The sequence below is a fragment of the Paraburkholderia hiiakae genome (assembly GCF_904848665.1).
GTDB classification, from domain to species: Bacteria; Pseudomonadota; Gammaproteobacteria; order Burkholderiales; family Burkholderiaceae; genus Paraburkholderia; species Paraburkholderia hiiakae.
Genome location: NZ_CAJHCQ010000003.1, coordinates 309,630 through 324,634, shown reverse-complemented (window position 1 = coordinate 324,634; position 15,005 = coordinate 309,630). Strand labels below are relative to the sequence as shown.

12 protein-coding genes are annotated in these 15,005 nt (G+C 64.9%); 3 read left to right on the top strand and 9 right to left on the bottom strand.

What is annotated here, in order from left to right; all coding sequences use genetic code 11:
- Window positions 1-71: 71 nt before the first annotated feature.
- From JMY28_RS08575 to JMY28_RS08550, 6 genes are all read right to left on the bottom strand, one after another.
- On the bottom strand, window positions 72-1,469 hold the full coding sequence (locus JMY28_RS08575) for a dienelactone hydrolase family protein (RefSeq protein ID WP_201695472.1): 1,398 nt from the start codon (window positions 1,467-1,469) through the stop codon (window positions 72-74).
- Between the two features lie 568 nt (window positions 1,470-2,037).
- Entirely contained in the window at window positions 2,038-2,502 is a 465-nt protein-coding gene (locus JMY28_RS08570; protein ID WP_201695471.1) for a YchJ family protein, read from the bottom strand.
- 54 nt (window positions 2,503-2,556) lie between these two features.
- Window positions 2,557-3,234 carry an SDR family oxidoreductase gene (locus tag JMY28_RS08565; protein ID WP_201695470.1) on the bottom strand — a complete coding sequence of 226 codons (678 nt, stop codon included), beginning with the start codon at window positions 3,232-3,234 and terminating at the stop codon, window positions 2,557-2,559.
- A gap of 88 nt (window positions 3,235-3,322) precedes the next feature.
- Window positions 3,323-4,519, bottom strand: coding sequence for an acetyl-CoA C-acetyltransferase (locus JMY28_RS08560; RefSeq protein ID WP_201695469.1), 1,197 nt, complete (start codon window positions 4,517-4,519; stop codon window positions 3,323-3,325).
- Window positions 4,520-4,584: 65 nt separating this feature from the next.
- A complete protein-coding gene (gene aceK / locus JMY28_RS08555) occupies window positions 4,585-6,387 on the bottom strand; it encodes a bifunctional isocitrate dehydrogenase kinase/phosphatase (RefSeq protein ID WP_201695611.1) in 1,803 nt (600 codons plus the stop codon).
- Between the two features lie 31 nt (window positions 6,388-6,418).
- Complete coding sequence (locus JMY28_RS08550) at window positions 6,419-6,850, bottom strand: MerR family transcriptional regulator (protein ID WP_201695468.1); 432 nt, start codon at window positions 6,848-6,850, stop codon at window positions 6,419-6,421.
- Window positions 6,851-7,136: 286 nt separating this feature from the next.
- Here JMY28_RS08550 and JMY28_RS08545 point away from each other — a divergent pair, with 286 nt between their 5' ends.
- A complete protein-coding gene (locus tag JMY28_RS08545; RefSeq protein ID WP_201695467.1) occupies window positions 7,137-8,207 on the top strand; it encodes an MBL fold metallo-hydrolase in 1,071 nt (356 codons plus the stop codon).
- 78 nt (window positions 8,208-8,285) lie between these two features.
- Here JMY28_RS08545 and lolA read toward each other — a convergent pair whose 3' ends face one another.
- Together lolA and JMY28_RS08535 are read right to left on the bottom strand one after the other, a co-directional pair.
- Window positions 8,286-9,005, bottom strand: coding sequence for an outer membrane lipoprotein chaperone LolA (gene lolA / locus JMY28_RS08540; protein WP_201695466.1), 720 nt, complete (start codon window positions 9,003-9,005; stop codon window positions 8,286-8,288).
- Window positions 9,006-9,090: 85 nt separating this feature from the next.
- Window positions 9,091-11,412, bottom strand: coding sequence for a DNA translocase FtsK (locus JMY28_RS08535; RefSeq protein ID WP_201695465.1), 2,322 nt, complete (start codon window positions 11,410-11,412; stop codon window positions 9,091-9,093).
- Between the two features lie 402 nt (window positions 11,413-11,814).
- Between JMY28_RS08535 and trxB the strand changes: the two genes are divergently transcribed.
- Together trxB and JMY28_RS08525 are read left to right on the top strand one after the other, a co-directional pair.
- Window positions 11,815-12,810 (top strand): thioredoxin-disulfide reductase, encoded by a 996-nt coding sequence (trxB, locus tag JMY28_RS08530; RefSeq protein ID WP_201695464.1) that lies wholly within the window; start codon window positions 11,815-11,817, stop codon window positions 12,808-12,810.
- A gap of 200 nt (window positions 12,811-13,010) precedes the next feature.
- Window positions 13,011-13,787 (top strand): Smr/MutS family protein, encoded by a 777-nt coding sequence (locus JMY28_RS08525; protein WP_201695463.1) that lies wholly within the window; start codon window positions 13,011-13,013, stop codon window positions 13,785-13,787.
- A 99-nt stretch (window positions 13,788-13,886) separates the two neighbouring features.
- Here the strand turns inward: JMY28_RS08525 and JMY28_RS08520 are convergent, their stop codons facing one another.
- Window positions 13,887-15,005 (bottom strand): ABC transporter ATP-binding protein, encoded by a 1,119-nt coding sequence (locus tag JMY28_RS08520; protein WP_201695462.1) that lies wholly within the window; start codon window positions 15,003-15,005, stop codon window positions 13,887-13,889.

Sequence of the window (15,005 nt, the reverse complement as noted above, 5' to 3'; positions counted from 1 at the left end):
GGCCCGCTTTGGGGCCGCGCAGTGCTGCAGTGATAGGGAATTCGAGCCCGGCAGCAGCCGGATGCCAACGTTCAGCGGCTCGCCAGCGCGTGGTCGCTCTCGTCCGCGTTGTCGTTGTCCGCCGTGGCGCGCGTCGTGTCGCTGTCGTCGGTCTGGGCGGTCTGCGTGCCGCCGTTGTTCCAGACCACCGTGTTGTTCACGGCGTAGAGACGGCACGGATCGGAGCTGTGCTTTTCGCAGTTCGAGATCGCCACGGACATCGGATTGTCGCCGCCTTCAGCCCACGACCATGCGCCGGAGTCCGACACCGCGAATGCGCGGCTCGGATACTGCTTGAGGAAGTTGCGATACCCGTCGCGGCCGGCCTGATCGACGAAAGGCACCGCGCCGACCGAGTCGATCTGCGCGAAGCCGGTGCCGCGGGGCGCGCTCGGCGTGGCCACGCGGTACTGCACCGCCGTCGGCAGGCCACGGTTCGCAAGGAACGCCTCGACCGTGGGCCACCAGATCTTCACGCCGTCGCGATCGCCCACGAGGCGATGCGCATCGTTCTTGTACGCGCCGAAGTCCACGAGCTTCGCCGTCGCGGCCGGGTGGTCCTCACCCGTTTGCGCGTCGCGGTAAGCGGCGAACATCTTCGTGACGAGATCGGGCGACCAGACCGAGTCGTTGTCGCCGTAGAGCCAGAGCGAGGCCACGCGGGCCTTGCCGCCGTAGTCGCCGAACGCCTGGGTCAGGTTGTTCTGCCAGCCCGTGCAGGCGTCCTGGCGCAGACCGCCCGAGAAGTTGATGAGCGCCCGCACGCCGCTCGCCGCCTCGGTGCCATAGGCCATGGTGGCGAGGCCCCCGTGCGAGGTGCCCGCGACGATGATCTGGCTTGCGTCGACATAGGGTTGCTTCGACATGTATGCGATGGTCGAAGCGACATCGGCCGCCTGGCCGAGGCCGTTGCTCGCGACGTCACAACCGTCCTGCTGATACGAGCCGCCCGAATCCGCGAAGCCCTGGCGGTTCGGCGCGACGACGACATAGCCGCGGCGCACGAATTCGCGTGCGAACGAAAGCGGGTCGCTACGCGCCTGGAGGTGCGGGTCGCCGGGAATCTTGCCGTGGTTGAAGATCACCATCGGGAACGGCCCGGGGCCATTCGGGAGGTACACCGTGGTCTCGAGCGTGACGTCGCCGGATGCGTCCACGGGAACGCGGATCACCTGCTCGTTCATGGTGGCGGGCACGACGGGCAGATACGCGTCGTCGAGCGCAATGCGCGGCACGTTGGCGCTGCCGAGGGGACCGCCTGCGAGGTTTGCTTGAGTCGCGTTGGCGGAATGCGTTGCGGGGGTAGTGGCGGCGAGTTGCGGGTTCGCGCCCGCACTTGCCGGATCGGAAAGCGACGCTGCGTGAGCAACCGAAAGCACACACGCGGTGCCGGCTACGACCCATCCGGTAAGGAGCTTCCTGAACGCCATGCGCTACACCACCTGCAAAAGACCTGCTGCTGTGATTCCGACAACCGTCCGATCATTACCCGCGGTTCGGCCCTTTCAGGGCACAACGAGACACCGTTGCGCCTGGCCGCGAGGCCAGGAGCGGGCGTGTAACCCGTCACGTGGGATTGCATCGATCAGAACACCTGCGCGGCGCAGTTCTATCGTCGATCAGACCCGCCGCCAGCACCCATTTGCAGTCGACACATGCGTATGTGAAAAAAGCTTTTTCACTATGCACTTACGTATCGCGCAGGGCACCGTGATTAGATACTCGCACGACAAATATTTGTTGTGCAATTCAGGGGTAACCCGGCATAAGGCATGCCAACCGCGCGCGACCCTATGAGGCATGGCGCACACGCGGCTTTCGGTAAGTAGCGAATGCGAGAGTTTTTAAAAAGGGTCCGGGAGGCGAGCGTCGCGCGCGGACAACAGCCGCGCGATTATTCAGTAAGCGCTTGTTTGCAAAGGCATTATTTCCGGCGCCATGACGGCGAACCACTGCGGGGACTCGCAGCGGCAAATATCGTCGGCAGTCAGTTATTCGTTAGCCTGACGAAACGTCACCGTCAACATAACGCCAGCGGCCGTCTTCGCCGCGCGTGAAGCGGCTCGTTTCATGCAGCCGGAACGCGCGGCCGCCCGTTTTGTAGCGCGCGACGAATTCGACGATCGCGTGCGTGTCGTCGCGTTGTTCGTGGTGCTTGATGGCAAGTCCGAGCCAGCGCGGCGCGCCAACGGCCGCGGGGTCCACATCGAGATCGGCGGGGGTCGTCTCTGGCGCCCACGTCGAGCGCAAATACGCCTCGTCGCCCAATACATACGCCGTATAGCGCGAGCGCATCAATTCAAGCGCCGTGGCGGGCACTGCCGCGTCGTCGATGAAGCGGCCACAGCACTGTGCGTAGCGCGGCGCCTTGGCTCCCGACTTCTGGTTCGGCGCGGCGCCGCCGCAGGGACAATCGGCGGGCCGGCTAGTTGACCGGGTACCGCGCGCGGTTTCAGCGTTCATGAGTCAGGGCTTCCGTTGCGAGAGCCCGCAAGCGTAGCGCAGACGAGCGGCGCCTTACCAGTCGAGCTCCGTGCCGTCGTACTGGAAGAAGCGGCCATTGAAGACGTCGCGCGCAGCAGCTGCTTCGGCCACCACCTCGCGCATGCCGGCGACGCTCACGACCGGGTCGATCGCCGCGTGCGCGCCGCCCATGTCGGTGCGCACCCAGCCCGGATGAAGCGCGACGCAGGTGGCGCGGCGCGTTTGCAGCGAGGTGATCTTCAGCACGTCGTTGAGCGCGGCCTTGCTCGCGCGATAGAGCCAGCCCGTCGTGCCCGTGGTCTCCGCAATGCTGCCCATGCGGCTCGACAGCACGCCGAGCACACCGTGGGCTTCGTCGACGAGCGGCAGCAGGAGCGGGATCAGTTGCATCGGGCCGCGCACATTGGTGTTCATCACGTATTCGAAGTCTTCGGCCGTGATGGTTTCGACGCCTTCGGTGCGCGGGCCATAAACGCCCGAGACGACGAGCGCCACGTCGAGCCGCTCGCCGTCGAGCCGCTCGCCGAACGCGGCGATTTCCTCGGGCCTCGCGATGTCAAGCTGGAAGGTCTGCGCTCCGATTGCGCGCAAGGCTTCGAGCGCTTCGGGCCCGCGCGCCGTGGCCAGCACGCGCCAGCCGGCCTTCGCATACTGCCGAGCGAACTCGAGACCCAGACCCCGCGACGCGCCCACGATCAACGCTGTTTTCATCTCGCCACCTCGTCTGTCCGTGTATTGAAATCGCTGCAGCGCGCCGCCCTCCTCGCTTCAAACGCGGCGCGCTTCTTCTGGCGCTAGCCTACAGCAGTTCGATACCCATCGCCGTGGCTTCTCCGCCGCCGATGCACAGCGTCGCCACGCCGCGTTTGCCGCCGCGCGCGCGCAACGCGCCGATCAGCGTTACGAGAATGCGCGCGCCCGAAGCGCCGATCGGGTGACCGAGCGCACACGCACCGCCGTTCACGTTGACCTTCTCGTGCGGCAGATCGTGCTCCTTCATCGCGGCCATCGTGACCACGGCAAAGGCCTCGTTGATCTCGTAGAGATCGACGTCGCTCGCGTTCCAGCCGGTCTTCTCGAACAGCTTCTTGATCGCGCCCACCGGGGCGGTCGTGAACTTCGCGGGCGCTTGCGCGAAGGTGGAATGGCCAGTCACGCGTGCGAGCGGCGTGAGGCCGAGTTGCTTCGCGGTCGATTCGCGCATCATCACGAGCGCCGCTGCGCCGTCCGAGATCGACGACGAGTTCGCCGCCGTCACCGTGCCCGTCTTGCTGAACGCGGGCTTGAGCGTCGGGATCTTGTCGAGGTTGGCCTTGAACGGCTGCTCGTCGCGATCGATGGTCGTCTCACCCGCGCGCGAGGCCACCTTCACCGGCGCGATCTCCCACGCGAACGAACCGTCCTCGTTCGCACGTTTCGCGCGATTGAGCGACTCGATCGCGAACGCGTCCTGGCGCTCGCGCGAAAAGTCGAACTCGCCCGCGCATTCTTCCGCGAACGTGCCCATCAGGCGGCCCTTGTCATAGGCGTCTTCGAGGCCGTCGAGGAACATGTGGTCGAGCACCTGGCCGTGGCCCATGCGCATGCCGGCGCGCGCCTTCGGCAACAGGTAAGGTGCGTTCGACATGCTCTCCATGCCGCCCGCGACGATCACGTCGGCCGAGCCCGCCAGCAGCATGTCATGCGCGAACATCGCCGCGCGCATGCCCGAGCCGCACATCTTGTTGACGGTCGTCGCACCCGCGGCAAGCGGGAGCCCCGCGCCGAGCGCCGCCTGGCGCGCGGGCGCCTGGCCCTGCCCTGCGGGCAGCACGCAGCCCATCACAACCTCGTCGACCTGTTCGGGCTTCAAACCGGCGCGCTCGACGGCCGCCGCGATCGCTGCCGCGCCAAGCTGCGGCGCGGTGAGCGACGCGAAATCGCCCTGAAAACCCGCCATCGGTGTGCGCGCCGCCGAAACGATCACGATGGCGTCCTGCTTTTGCGTCTCACTCATGTTTCTGCTCCTTGATGAATCCGTTTGAATCCGGCTTGAATCCGTTCGACCTGTTCGCTGCGCGCTCAAGCGACGCGCACAGCCGGCGCATCTTCACGCGCGAAACGTTCGGGGTAACGCACGCTGAAGCGTATCGATGCGTCGTAGGGAAAACAGTCAGGCACCTCGCCCGCGATGAGCCTCGCGCGGCTCTCCTGCCAGAGCGCGGGCTCGAAGAAGTCCGCGTGATGCGCGAGAAATGCGCGCTTCACGCGCGGATCGCCGAGCAGGAAGGTGCCGTACGTCTGCGGAAAGATGTCGCGCGGGCCGACCGGGTACCATGGCTCGCCCGATAGTTCGTCTTCCTCATTACGCGGCGCTGGCACGGCGCGCACGTTGCAATCGGTGAGATATTCGATCTCGTCGTAGTCGTAGAACACCACGCGGCCGTTGCGCGTCACGCCGAAATTCTTATAGAGCATGTCGCCCGGGAAGATATTCGCGCGCAGCAGGTCTTTAATCGCATTGCCGTATTCGCGAATGCCGTGTTCGACTTCGGCGTCGCTGCCGTTCTGCAGATAGAGATTGAGCGGCACCATGCGCCGCTCGATGTAGACATGGCGGATCACGAGGTTGTCGCCCTCGTACTCGATCATCGACGGCGCAAGCGTTTCCAGTTCGCGCACGAGCGCTTCGTCGAGCCGCGCAATGGGCAGCGCAACGCTTGAATATTCGAGCGTGTCGGCAAGCCGCCCGAGGCGGTCATGACGCTTCACGAGCTGATACTTCTGCACCACCTGCTCGCGTGTGGTCTCCTTCGGCGCGGGAAAGCTGTCCTTGATGACCTTGAACACGTACGGATACGAGGGCAGCGTGAACACGATCATCACCATGCCGCGTATGCCGGGCGCGATGATGAACGGGTCGCTCGAATGCGAGAGGTGGTGCAGCAAGTCGCGATAGAACAGGTTCTTGCCCTGCTTCTGCAACCCGATCGACGTGTAGATCTCGCCCTTGGCCTTGCGCGGCATGATGGTGCGCAGAAACTCCACATAGGCCGACGGCACTTCCATGTCCACCAGAAAATACGAGTGCGAAAAGCTGAAGAGGATGAGCAGTTGTTCAAGGCGCAGCAGCACGGTGTCCAACGCGAGCTTGCCCTCCTCCACATGACGCACCGGCACGACGAACGGCGCAAGCAGATCGCCGTTGATGATACGCCCGACGATATACGCGCCTTTATGCCGGAAAAACAGCGACGAAAGCACGTGAATCTGGAAGTTCGGCTTGGGCTCGACCACGCCGAAGGTGTCGAGCATCGCCTGCACGATGCACTCGACGTCGCGCCCGAGGTCTTCGAACGGCGTCTCCAGCTGGAAGTTCGTGACGATGCGCTCGAGCGTCGCCGCGAGGCCGTCCTTGCCCGGATAGTACGCACGGTAGGTGGGCTTCGCGGCCGGTTCGTCGTTCTCGATGTATTCCGTCGAGATGGCGGGCCGCACGAAGATGAAATCGTTGTTGAAGTACGAGCGGTGCAGGATCTTGCAGCACACGGAATTGAAGAACGTCTCCGCGCATTCGGGCTGCCGGTGCGTCGTGAGCAGACCAATGTAGTGCAGTTTGATCTGCTGCCAGACTTCGTCGTCGATGCTCTCGGCGCCGTATTCGTCTTCGAGCGCGACCACGCACTCCTTCACGCAATCGTCATAGGAAGCGATGCGCTCGCGCGCGAGCTGCTGCAGCGCGCGCCAGTCAGCGGCTTCGAAGAACGTCCGCGCCCTCACGGCCGCGTCGCAGAAGTTGTGGTAGTGACGGTTGAAGCCGTCGAGCATGGTTTGCGCGACATCGAAGCCGATCTGCGAAGAGAGCAGTTTCGGGAAGTGTTTCATGGCGGCCATGCCCGTTTCGCAAGCGAGAGAGTCAGGTTTTCGCGGGGGCGTCGCTTTCGTGCGCCGCGCTCTCGTGCGCCGCATTGCGCTCGAGCAGCGCGCGCGCCTGCGTCTCGTACTGAGCGAGGTCTTCGAGCGTCGCGTCGAGGTCCGCTCGCTGGCGCTCGAGTATCTCGCGGTGGTGCATCACCGTGTCGAGGAACGCCTGGAGCTGCGGGAGCGTGTCGGTCGGCGATTCGTAGAGGTCGAGCAGCGTGCGGATCTCCGAAAGCGTGAAGCCGAGCCGCTTGCCACGCAGCGTCAGCTTGAGTCGCGTGCGATCGCGCCCCGAAAAGACGCGCTTCAAGCCCCCCGCGCCTTCGCGGCTCGGCGCAAGGAGGCCCTGGTCTTCGTAGAAGCGGATCGCGCGCGGCGTTACGTCGAATTCCCGGGCAAGTTCGGTAATCGTGTACTGGGTCGTCATGATGTGCGGAAGGCGGCTGGTCCGGCTGTTGTCTGCACGACAGCGCAAGGGACGATAGAATCGACGTTTACGTTATCGTCAAGTACGCGATTGCGCAACCGGCGACGACGATGCATGAGACAAGCTTTGCATGGGGCCGGAGTCAGTGGTAAAGGACTAACTCCAGCCGACCGCCTCGCATGGGACCGGAGTAAGCGCTGAAGCACTCACTCCGGCCGACCGCCTTGCATGGGACCAGAGTAAGCGCTGAAGCGCTAACTCTGGTCGACAGGAGAAGACACCCCCAATGAACGCCCTCGAACACCAGCTCGACTATCCCTACGCCGACACCCTGCCGGAGCCCGGCCTCGCCTTCGATGTCGCGCCGGGCGTGAAATGGCTGCGCATGCCGCTGCCGTTCGCGCTCGACCACATCAACCTCTGGCTGCTGCGCGACGAGATCGACGGCCAGCAAGGCTGGACCGTGGTGGACTGCGGCATCACCAATGACACCATCAAGGCCCGCTGGGAAGCTGTGTTCGAGAACCAACTGGAAGGGCTGCCGGTGCTGCGCGTGCTCGTCACGCACTGCCATCCCGACCATATCGGCCTCGCTCACTGGATCTGCGCAGGCGGCGACAAAGCACGCTGGGACGTGCGCCTGTGGACCACGCTCGGCGAATACATGCAGGCACGCGTGATGGCCGCCGGCGACGGCTCGAACGCGGGCGGCGACGGCGCGGCGCGTCATTTCGCGCGCCACGGCCTCACGGACGAAGCGTCGCTCGACAAGCTGCGCAACCGCCGCGGCTATTACGGCAGCCTCGTCCCGACGCTGCCCACGCAGTACCGTCGCCTGCGCGAAGCCGATACGGTGACGATCGGCGGGCGCGACTGGCGCGTCATCACGGGCTACGGCCATTCGCCCGAGCATTGCGCGCTGTTTTGCGAGGAAACCGGCGTGCTGATCTCCGGCGACATGGTGCTGCCGCGCATCTCGACCAATGTCTCCGTGTTCGACATGGAGCCGGAAGGCAATCCGCTCGGCCTGTACCTGGAATCGCTCGGCCGCTACGAAACGCTGCCGGAGAACACACTCGTGCTGCCCTCGCACGGCAAGCCGTTCCGGGGTGTGCGCACGCGTATCGCGCAGCTGCGGGCACACCATGACGCGCGTCTTGCCGAAGTGATGGAAGCGTGCGAGCGAGTGCCGCAAAGCGCCGCCGACATCGTGCCGATGATGTTCAAGCGCGAGCTCGACATCCACCAGATGACTTTCGCAATGGGCGAAGCGCTCGCGCACCTGAACCTGCTGTGGCTCGCAGGCAAGGTCACGCGCACGACCGCCGCGGACGGGGTGATCCGGTTCGCCGCCTGATTGGCTGGCGGACACAAACAAAAACGGGCGGCCCGCAAGGAGCCGCCCGTTTTCACGTGGCGCGAAGCGTGAGGCGCGTTAGTTCGAGCCGCCCGTGATCAGATCGGCGCCCTGAGGCCGCACGAACTTGAAGGTCGAAGCCGGCAGTGACGGGTTCTTTTCGATGTTGGAGAACGTGAGCAGCGTCACGTTGCCGAACACGTCGTGCAGTTCCATGGCTTCGAGGTTGCCGTCGCGAAAGCCGATGCCCACGCTCTTGAACTGGGTGTCCTTCGACTTCGGAATCAGCTCCAGCCAGTCGATGCCGTTCTTCACGCCCGCATCCGAGAGCGTGAAGTTCTTGTCGAGATCGTTGCTACCGAACAGGATCGCCGCCGGGCTCGCGCCGAGCGCGCCGCCAAGCTTGCGCTCGGTCACCTGGTTCAGGTCCTTGTCGTAGACGTAGAGATTGTCGCCGTCCGATTGCAGCAACTGTTGATACGGCTTCTCGTACGACCAGATGAACTTGCCAGGACGCGCGAACACGAATGTGCCGCTCGAGGTCTTGGCGTTCAGCGTGGCCGTGGCAATGGCGTCGCTGGCGTTCTTCGCACCCGACGGCGCCTTCAGTTCGCGCTGCACGAAGTTGCCGCGCGCGGAATGGACCTGCGAGACGAACTGTTTCAGTTGATCGGTGCCGCTCGCATATGCCTGCGACACCATCAGGACCGACGCGCCAAGTGTGGCAAAAGCCGCGAGGAAAAGCGCGCGGCGCGCGGTGCGCGCAAAGCGGGTCGGAAGTCCAGCCGGATACTGCATCTATCGTTCTCCAAGAGGTATGTCTTTGGCCGCCGGATTGCCGCACAAGGCCAGAGAGGCCGCCAGACCGGCGGCCAGGCGCGGCCTATTCGGCGTCGCCGCGGTTGGGCACGAGGATCTCGCGGTTGCCACTGGACGACATCGCCGAAACGAGCCCGGACTGCTCCATCTGTTCGAGCAGCCGCGCCGCCCGGTTGTAGCCAATGCGCAAGTGCCGCTGCACGAGCGAAATCGACGCACGGCGATTCTTGATGACCACTTCGACGGCCTGATCGTACAGCGGATCGGACTCGTCGCCGGTGCCGCTGGTTCCCGCAGCCGTGCCCTCGTCGCCCTCGCCTCCCACTCCGCCTTCGAGAATGCCCTCGATATAGTTCGGCTCGCCCTGCTCCTTGAGCTTCTCGACGACGCGGTGCACCTCGTCGTCGGCGACGAAAGCGCCGTGCACACGCACGGGCAGGCCCGAGCCCGGCGGCAGGTAGAGCATGTCGCCCATGCCGAGCAGCGACTCGGCGCCCATCTGGTCGAGAATCGTGCGCGAGTCGATCTTCGAGGACACCTGAAACGCCATACGCGTGGGCACGTTGGCCTTGATGAGGCCCGTAATGACGTCCACCGAAGGCCGCTGCGTAGCGAGAATCAGGTGAATACCCGCCGCGCGCGCCTTTTGCGCGATACGCGCGATCAGCTCTTCGACCTTCTTGCCGACCACCATCATGAGGTCGGCGAGTTCGTCAATCACGACCACGATATGCGGCAGCTTCTGGCACGGCTCCGGATCGTCCGGCGTGAGGCTGAACGGGTTCGGGATCTTCTCCTCGCGCTTGTTCGCCTCTTCGATCTTGTTGTTGTAGCCCGCGAGATTGCGCACACCCAGCTTGCTCATGAGCTTGTAGCGGCGCTCCATCTCGGCCACGGTCCAGTTCAGCGCGTTGCCGGCCTGGCGCATGTCGGTCACGACCGGGCAGAGCAGATGCGGAATGCCCTCGTAGACGCTCATTTCGAGCATCTTCGGGTCGATCAGGATCATGCGGACCTGCTCGGCGCTCGCCTTGTACAGCAGCGAGAGGATCATCGCGTTGATCCCCACCGACTTGCCCGAGCCGGTCGTGCCAGCCACGAGCAGGTGGGGCATCTTCGCGAGATCGGCGCAAACCGGCTTGCCGCCGATGTCCTTGCCAAGGCCCATGGTGAGCGCCGAAGGCGCGTCCGAATAAACCGCCGAGCCGAGAATCTCGGAAAGGCGCACGGTCTGGCGGCGCTGGTTCGGCAGTTCCAGCGCCATGAAATTCTTGCCCGGAATCGTTTCCACCACGCGGATCGAGACGAGCGAGAGCGAACGTGCAAGGTCCTTCGCGAGGTTCACGATCTGGCTGCCCTTCACGCCCGTGGCCGGCTCGATCTCGTAGCGCGTGACAACCGGTCCCGGATATGCGGCCACCACGGCCACGTCCACGCCAAAGTCCTTGAGCTTCTTCTCGATCAAGCGCGAGGTGAATTCGAGCGTGTCGTCGGAGACGGTTTCCTGGGTGGCCGAGGCCGGGTCGAGCAGCGAGATCGCCGGCAGCGTGGAATCGCCCGGCAGGTCCGTGAAGAGCGGCACCTGGCGCTCTTTTTCCACGCGCTCGGAGCGCTGCGGCGTGACCACTGGCGGCACGATCGTGACCGGCTCGTGCTCCTCGATCTTCACGCGGCCGCGCTCGACCTTGCCCTCGCGCTTCACGGCCGCCGCTTCGCCGAGCTTGCGGTCGCGGCCCGCCTCGCGGCGCAGTTTGGCCATGGTCACGGCGTTGATGATGTATTCGCCGACTTTTTCGGCAACCGAAAGCCACGAGAAGCGGAAATAGAGCGAAAGACCGATCGCAAGCCCGAGCAAAAGCGCGAGCGTGCCTCCCGTGAAGCCGAGTGCGTGCGAAATTCCGCGCGCAACCGCCCCGCCCACCACGCCGCCGGGCGCCTGAGGCAGTTGCACCTTGAGCGACCACATGCGCAGCGCTTCGATGCCGCAGCTCGACAGCATGACGAGCACGAACGACAAGGCTTCGGCGACCCAGCTGATGTCGCGCGGTTTGTCGTCGTCATCGTCGGTAATCGCCTCGTTGCGGGTGATGCGCTGGTAGTTCGCCGAGATGAGGCGCCCGAGCAGCACGATCCACCAGTAGGCGGAAAGCCCGAACAGAAGCAGCAGGATGTCCGAGACGCGCGCGCCTACGCGCCCCGCCCAGTTCGAGATGTGGTCGACCTGGGCCGCGTGCGTCCAGCTCGGGTCGTGGCGGCTGTAGCTGATAAGCGCCATCAGCAGGAACACGCCTAGCGCGACCTGCAGGATCCAGCGAATTTCGGTGAAAAGGCGCGACATGCGGTGAGGCAATGCCTGCGCCTGCGCGGAAAAGGGAGCTTTGGCCATTGAATCCTGGGCTGATTCTTGATGCGTTTGCGGTCCGCCAGTTCTTCCGTATGCCCGAAACCCCGGGCAGACGGGCGCGGCCGCCGTCGTCCGATCCGGCCTATTGTAAACGCGTTGTTTCGGCCCCGGCGGCCCCTCGCTGTAAATGACGGTAACTGACAACGGTGTTCGGGCGGCGCCCGGCCTGCCGTTCCGCCCTGTCCGCGCCGCCGCAAGACCCAGCCTATCGCCGCGATCAGCAAGCTTCATCGAGCGGCCATCTTCCCCCGCCTTTATAATTGCGCGCTGATGCCCAACTACATGCGTGAGCCCCGCCGCAACGCCGGGCGCCCCTAGCCGGGCGCGCCCAGGCCCGCCGCCCCAAATTTCGCGCCACGCAGCGTCTTTCTACGGAATTCGATCATGTCTGCAACCAAACACGCCAAAGTCCTGATTCTCGGTTCCGGCCCCGCCGGCTACACGGCTGCCGTCTACGCGGCGCGCGCGAACCTTTCACCGCTACTCGTCACCGGCCTGGCCCAGGGCGGCCAGCTCATGACGACGACCGACGTCGAAAACTGGCCCGCAGACCCGAACGGCGTGCAAGGCCCCGAGCTGATGCAGCGTTTCCTCGAGCACGCCGAGCGCTTCAACACGGAAATCGTGTTCGATCACATCCATACGGCCAAGCTGAACGAAAAGCCCATCCGCCTGATCGGCGACTCGGGCGAGTACACCTGTGACTCGCTCGTCATCGCGACCGGCGCGTCGGCGCAGTACCTCGGCCTGCCGAGCGAAGAACTGTATATGGGCCGCGGCGTCTCGGCCTGCGCGACCTGCGACGGCTTCTTCTACCGCAATCAGCACGTCGCCGTGGTCGGCGGCGGCAACACGGCCGTCGAAGAGGCGCTGTACCTGTCCGGCATCGCGAAGAAGGTCACGGTCATTCACCGCCGCGACAAGTTCCGCGCCGAGCCGATCCTGATCGACCGCCTGCTGGAAAAGGAGAAGGAAGGCGTGGTCGAGATCAAATGGGATCACGTGCTCGATGAAGTGAAGGGCAACGAAGGCGGCGTCAACGGCCTGCGCGTCAAGAACGTAAAGACGGGCGAGACCACCGACCTCGATCTGCAGGGTCTGTTCGTCGCGATCGGCCACAAGCCGAACACGGACATCTTCGAAGGCCAACTGGAGATGAAGAACGGCTACATCATCACGAACGGCGGCCTGAACGGCAACGCCACCGGCACGAGCGTGCCGGGCGTGTTCGCGGCCGGCGACGTGCAGGATCACGTCTACCGCCAGGCGATCACGAGCGCGGGCACGGGCTGTATGGCCGCACTCGACGCGCAGCGCTACCTCGAGACCGTGAACGAGCTGGGCCAGGCGCATGTGATGAGCGCCGAAGCCGATCGCTGAAGCCAGCGAGCTGTGCCGCCCTGGCCTTCGATCGGGCGACCGCAAATACGCGGGGCGCCGCGCCGCTAAAATGGCGGTCTAAAGCCCGGCGGCGCGCCGGCAACGAGGGCCGCGGGCAGCCAGCCGGCGGCCCTTTGCTTTTGCGGCGGTTCGTGCGCCGCCCATGATTTACCCAACAGATTTACCCAGCGTCTTTCGCCATGCCCAAGAACGTGCCCCATCCGGGCGAGCCCAAGCGCCCCGCCTCCGCGCGCCCAGCTCCGGCGCCCACGCCTCTTCCCGCGACAGACGAAGCCGCGCCCGGCAAGACGGCTTCTGGCTTCGCCGGCCTCGGCAGCCTGCGCGACGCCCTCAAGGTGCAAACCCGCCAGCGTGAGCGCGAACGCGTGGCTGCGCAAGCGGCGCGCGTCGAAGCCGCCGTCGACAGCGACCTCTTTCGCCGCGAGATCGGCCAGGTCGCGCCGCTCAAGCAGCCGACGCGCGCGCAGCCGCGTCGCGAAGCCCCCGTGCCGCTGCCGCTGCAAACGCGCCTCGACGAGCAGGCCGTGCTGCACGAAGCGATCTCCGACGAATTCGACCCGGAAGCACTTCTCGACACCGACGACTCGCTGTACTACCACCGCCCCGGCGTGACCGAGGAAGTCGTCAAGAAGCTGCGGCGCGGCACGTGGATCGTGCAGGCGCAGCTAGACCTGCACGGCATGCGCCGCGAAGAAGCGCGCGAGGCACTGCAAAATTTCATCCGCGAAGCGGGCAAGCGCGGGCTGCGCTGCGTGCGCGTGATCCACGGCAAGGGCCTCGGCTCCGTCGGCAAGGAGCCGGTGCTCAAGGGCAAGGTGCGCGCGTGGCTCGTGCAGAAAGAAGAAGTGATCGCGTTCTGCCAGGCGCGGCCGCACGACGGTGGCGCGGGTGCGGTGCTCGTGCTGTTACAGCCGCATCCGGTCGGGCACGGACAGCATCATCATCACGTGCCATGACCGAACCCATCATCGGCGTGTCGATATGAAAAAACCCCGTTGCTGGTTACGCAGCCAACGGGGTTTTTTATCGCGCCCGGCACACCGGGCGAACGAAGATCAGGCGAGGCGCTCTTCCGTCTTCGGATCGAACAGCACGGCCTTCGAAACGTCGAACAGCAGATCCATGTTGTTGAGCGGCTGTGGGTTCGCGCCCGGGTGCACGCGGCTCACGATGCGCTTGCCGTTGACCTGCGCGAACACGAGCGTGTCCGGACCGGTCGGCTCGATCACGTCGACCTTCACCGAATGGCGCTGCAGTTCGTGGCCATGGCCGTCGTGCGAACTCCGCGCGTCGGTGATGCGCTCCGGGCGCAGGCCCAGCACCACTTCCTGGCCGATCTGGCCGCGCAGTTTGTTCGCTTCGAACGGCAGGTTCAGCACATTGCGCGCCACACCCGTGTCCAGTTCGATGCCAATACCCGAGCCCTGCTCGACCAGCTTGCCGTTGATGAAGTTCATGGGCGGCGCGCCAATGAAGCCCGCCACGAAGAGGTTCGACGGCGAGTCGTAAATCTCCTGCGGTGCGCCGAACTGCTGCACGATGCCGTCCTTCATGACCGCGATGCGGTCGCCGAGCGTCATCGCTTCGATCTGGTCGTGCGTCACGTAGACGATGGTCGTGCCCACGCGCTGATGCAGCAGCTTGATTTCCGAGCGCATTTCGATACGCAGCTTTGCATCGAGGTTCGAGAGCGGCTCGTCGAACAGGAACATCACCGGATCGCGCGCAAGCGCACGGCCCATGGCCACGCGCTGGCGCTGGCCGCCCGAGAGCTGGCCCGGCTTGCGGTCGAGCAGGTGCTCGATCTGCAGCAGCTTCGACACGCGGCCGACGATTTCCGTCTGCTGGTTCTTCGGCACCTTGCGGATATTCAGGCCGAACGAGATGTTCTCGCGCACCGTCATCGACGGATAGAGCGCGTACGACTGGAACACCATCGCAATGTCGCGATCCTTCGGCGAGAGGTTGTTCACCACCTTGCCGTCGATGGAGATCTCGCCCTTGGTCACGGTTTCGAGACCCGCAATCATGTTGAGCAGCGTCGACTTACCGCAACCCGAGCCGCCGACCAGAATCAGGAACTGGCCGTCTTCGATGTCGATGTTCACGCCCTTGAGGACGGGGACCCCGTTCGGGTAGGTCTTGTAGACGTCGCGAATGGAAAGGCTTGCCAT

Excerpts from the sequence above, each read along its gene's own strand:
- JMY28_RS08560 (WP_201695469.1), bottom strand. The coding sequence starts at position 4,519 with ATGAGTGAGACGCAAAAGCAGGACGCCATCGTGATCGTTTCGGCGGCG.
- JMY28_RS08575 (WP_201695472.1), bottom strand. The coding sequence starts at position 1,469 with ATGGCGTTCAGGAAGCTCCTTACCGGATGGGTCGTAGCCGGCACCGCG.
- JMY28_RS08550 (WP_201695468.1), bottom strand. The coding sequence starts at position 6,850 with ATGACGACCCAGTACACGATTACCGAACTTGCCCGGGAATTCGACGTA.
- lolA (WP_201695466.1), bottom strand. The coding sequence starts at position 9,005 with ATGCAGTATCCGGCTGGACTTCCGACCCGCTTTGCGCGCACCGCGCGC.
- JMY28_RS08525 (WP_201695463.1), top strand. The coding sequence starts at position 13,011 with ATGCCCAAGAACGTGCCCCATCCGGGCGAGCCCAAGCGCCCCGCCTCC.
- aceK (WP_201695611.1), bottom strand. The coding sequence starts at position 6,387 with ATGAAACACTTCCCGAAACTGCTCTCTTCGCAGATCGGCTTCGATGTC.
- JMY28_RS08545 (WP_201695467.1), top strand. The coding sequence starts at position 7,137 with ATGAACGCCCTCGAACACCAGCTCGACTATCCCTACGCCGACACCCTG.
- trxB (WP_201695464.1), top strand. The coding sequence starts at position 11,815 with ATGTCTGCAACCAAACACGCCAAAGTCCTGATTCTCGGTTCCGGCCCC.
- JMY28_RS08565 (WP_201695470.1), bottom strand. The coding sequence starts at position 3,234 with ATGAAAACAGCGTTGATCGTGGGCGCGTCGCGGGGTCTGGGTCTCGAG.
- JMY28_RS08570 (WP_201695471.1), bottom strand. The coding sequence starts at position 2,502 with ATGAACGCTGAAACCGCGCGCGGTACCCGGTCAACTAGCCGGCCCGCC.
- JMY28_RS08520 (WP_201695462.1), bottom strand. The coding sequence starts at position 15,005 with ATGGCAAGCCTTTCCATTCGCGACGTCTACAAGACCTACCCGAACGGG.
- JMY28_RS08535 (WP_201695465.1), bottom strand. The coding sequence starts at position 11,412 with ATGGCCAAAGCTCCCTTTTCCGCGCAGGCGCAGGCATTGCCTCACCGC.